At 52.1% G+C, this 2665-nt stretch carries 3 protein-coding genes; all 3 read right to left on the bottom strand.

Annotated elements, in window-relative coordinates:
* Positions 1–123: 123 nt before the first annotated feature.
* On the bottom strand, positions 124–1134 hold the full coding sequence (locus GM658_RS28515) for a hemagglutinin repeat-containing protein (RefSeq protein ID WP_155457495.1): 1011 nt from the start codon (positions 1132–1134) through the stop codon (positions 124–126).
* Positions 1135–1788, bottom strand: a complete 654-nt coding sequence (locus GM658_RS28510) for an SMI1/KNR4 family protein (protein ID WP_155457494.1) — start codon at positions 1786–1788, stop codon at positions 1135–1137.
* Positions 1785–2665: hypothetical protein (locus GM658_RS28995; protein ID WP_371865319.1), on the bottom strand; the 881-nt coding region annotated here is incomplete at its 5' end. The genes GM658_RS28995 and GM658_RS28510, both read right to left, overlap by 4 nt.

Raw genomic sequence — 2665 nt, 5'->3', positions numbered from 1 at the left:
CGGCGGCGATCGATATGGCCTGCTGCTCTTTCATGAGCTTTTTCAGGTCTGGCAGCTTGTCCAGTGCCACGTTGGCTTTGCTCGCGTCGGTGTTGATGCCCAGGTCTTTCACCGAATTGCTCGTCACGCCGCCAATGGTGATCTTGCCGTCGGTGACAGTAGCGTAGGTGGTGGAGCTGTCGCTACCCTTTGATACATTGGCAGGCCTGGCGTCGCGTTACCGTCCTTGGCACTGCCGAACGCGTTACTATTTGAGGTATAGGGTATGGTTTTGCCCTGATCATCCTTCTTGCCGAAGTCACTGCCGCCGCCAATGCCGCCCGCCATGCTGACGTAGCTGGCCGAGTAGCTCATCTTATTTTCAAGATTGGACGTGGTCAGCGCGTTGGTGGTCAGCTCGGAATCGGTCGTGTTGCTGCTGACGATGGCGCCGCCTTTCAGGTCAACCGTATCGGCCTTGACGTGGTAGCCGCCGTCGCCGGCGAACAGGCCAGATTGCTGGCCGACCGAGGTCGAGCTGCCATGGCTGTTGGCCTGAGATACGTTGCCGCTGGCGCTCCACACGCCGAAGCCCACCTGCACGCGCACGCCAACGCCGGTCTGGCTGGTCTCTTCCTTGCTTGTATCCTGCACGCTTTCCACGGCCAGCTTACCGCCGACATCGGCGTTGATGGTGTCGGCCGTTGCAGTCGCACCTCTCAGCGTCGTGTCGCCCTTGCAATGCAGGTTGATGGTGTCCGCTTTGAGCTGGGTGTTGTTGTTGATCGTGGAGTCGCTGTTGTTGTGGCCATTGCCCACGTTGGCGGCGGCGTAGACGTACACGCCGGTCTGCGCGCCAACCTGGAAGCCAACGCCCACTTCCGTACCGGCACTGTGATTCTTCCCGGCCGCAGCAATGCCTTGCATCGCATTTACGCGGCCATCGGATTTGCTGGCTACATTGACGTTGTTCACCAGGTCGATCAGCGGTGAGCTGACGCGAGCGAAGGCGTCGAACTTCAGGTTGCTGTCGGCGGTTTGGCTACTAACGGTGTTATCCAGGGCCGTGATGTCGATCGACTTGGCGGTGATATTGACGTCGTTGCCTGCAGTGACGTGCTTGAGACCTGGACATTTGAACAGTCCCCAAAACAATCAGAGCTGATCTAAAACACCGCCACTAAAAGTGACCAAACTTCTGGTTGACGGATACAGTGCTATTAGCTTCGAACCAAGCATATAGTATTCAGAAACGACTTCCGGGTTATCTACATTGACGTATTCCAACTCAAACCTTGTAGCTCCATTTAGCTTTTCCCTTATATTATTCAACCTGAACTCTTCAATAAATTCCGGATCCAGATCTCTTTTAATCAATTCATCAGAAAATGCTTCTCTATCTACATAAAGCAGGCATTCCAGAAGAAATCCATCAATTTGCTCATGGACGATACCATATCTTTGGCCCTCATCATAAACAAAAATCTGCCCAGACTTACCATCGACACAAAATGAATCACCCAAGAAACTCGTGCCAAAGAATGTCGTTCCCAAAGGCGCTTCCATTTCAAAACGCCTTTCACGATATACCCTTTCAAATGTCTCGAAGCCAAAATCCCCACCGTACCGCTTGAAAATTTCTAGCCGACTTCCCGTTTCGCATCCAAAATTCATTAAGAATTCCAGATGATCCTCGCGCAAATGCAAATTCATCTCATTTGCAAAATTTCGAATATCGCGCTCAGAAACAGCTTTCGCGTCTTTCACGCCTAAAGCTAACAACTTCACCAAGTTATTCAAGATACTCATTTTTTCCCGCTCTCTCCCTTGCCGCCGTTGGCGGTCTCATTATAAATCACTTGGTTAGTCGGCTTGGCGCAAGTAGGGCAAGGATCCATCTGATTTGGTGACAGTTTGCCAGCATTGGGACCTGTGTGGGGATATGGGTTGGGGCCTGCCCCACGCCACAACGTTGCACTACCTGTAACCGGACTTTGATTTTGCGCTGCAGCCACACAAGCTTTGGGCTCAGCACAGAGACCTGGCATGTTACCAATCACCTTCCCTTTTTCATCTACCACCCTCGTTAATCCACTTGCTTCATCTAAAGTTCTAGCCCCAACCTTATATTTACCTGCACCAAATTCTTTATCTAGGGCTGCTTGCAAAATGGAAATTCTATTCGCCGTTGAAGGAAGTTTTACATTACCGGAGATTCCTACACTTACCGTACCATCTTCGTGAGTTAAAATCTGGACAACAGATGCTCTATCACCAGCAATAAGACCATCCATCACATTTATAACATTTTTCCCTGCCTCATCAGCTGCAGCGGTGCGCGCGTCAAACACAGATGGTATGGTGGATGCATTATACTTAGCGGACTGCGATTGATCCTTTACACTCGTTGAGATCGGATTCCCTTTCGAATCACTATACTTTGTTCCACTATTGCCGCTTCCGGGCGCCGATGTAGACGCTTCGGCAGCCTCAGCAGTAGAAGTTGCACCGATCTTTTGCGTCGAACCAATGCCATCCCTGTTGTTCAGCCAGGGAGCCGAGGTGTCTGCGGCCGCACCAGCTCGACCGAGGTTTCCTGCGGCGCTGGCTTCGCCTGACAACGCTCCAGCTTCACCCGCGACAGGGAATTCGGCCCCAGCCCCGGCCAATACTAGAACGGGCACCG

The organism is Massilia eburnea (assembly GCF_009720745.1).
Taxonomy (GTDB): Bacteria; Pseudomonadota; Gammaproteobacteria; order Burkholderiales; family Burkholderiaceae_D; genus Rugamonas; species Rugamonas eburnea.
This window is presented reverse-complemented; position numbering and strand designations above follow the sequence as displayed.

Bases quoted from the DNA above. Each gene is read 5' to 3' on its own strand.
- GM658_RS28510 (WP_155457494.1), bottom strand. From the start codon at position 1,788: ATGAGTATCTTGAATAACTTGGTGAAGTTGTTAGCTTTAGGCGTGAAA.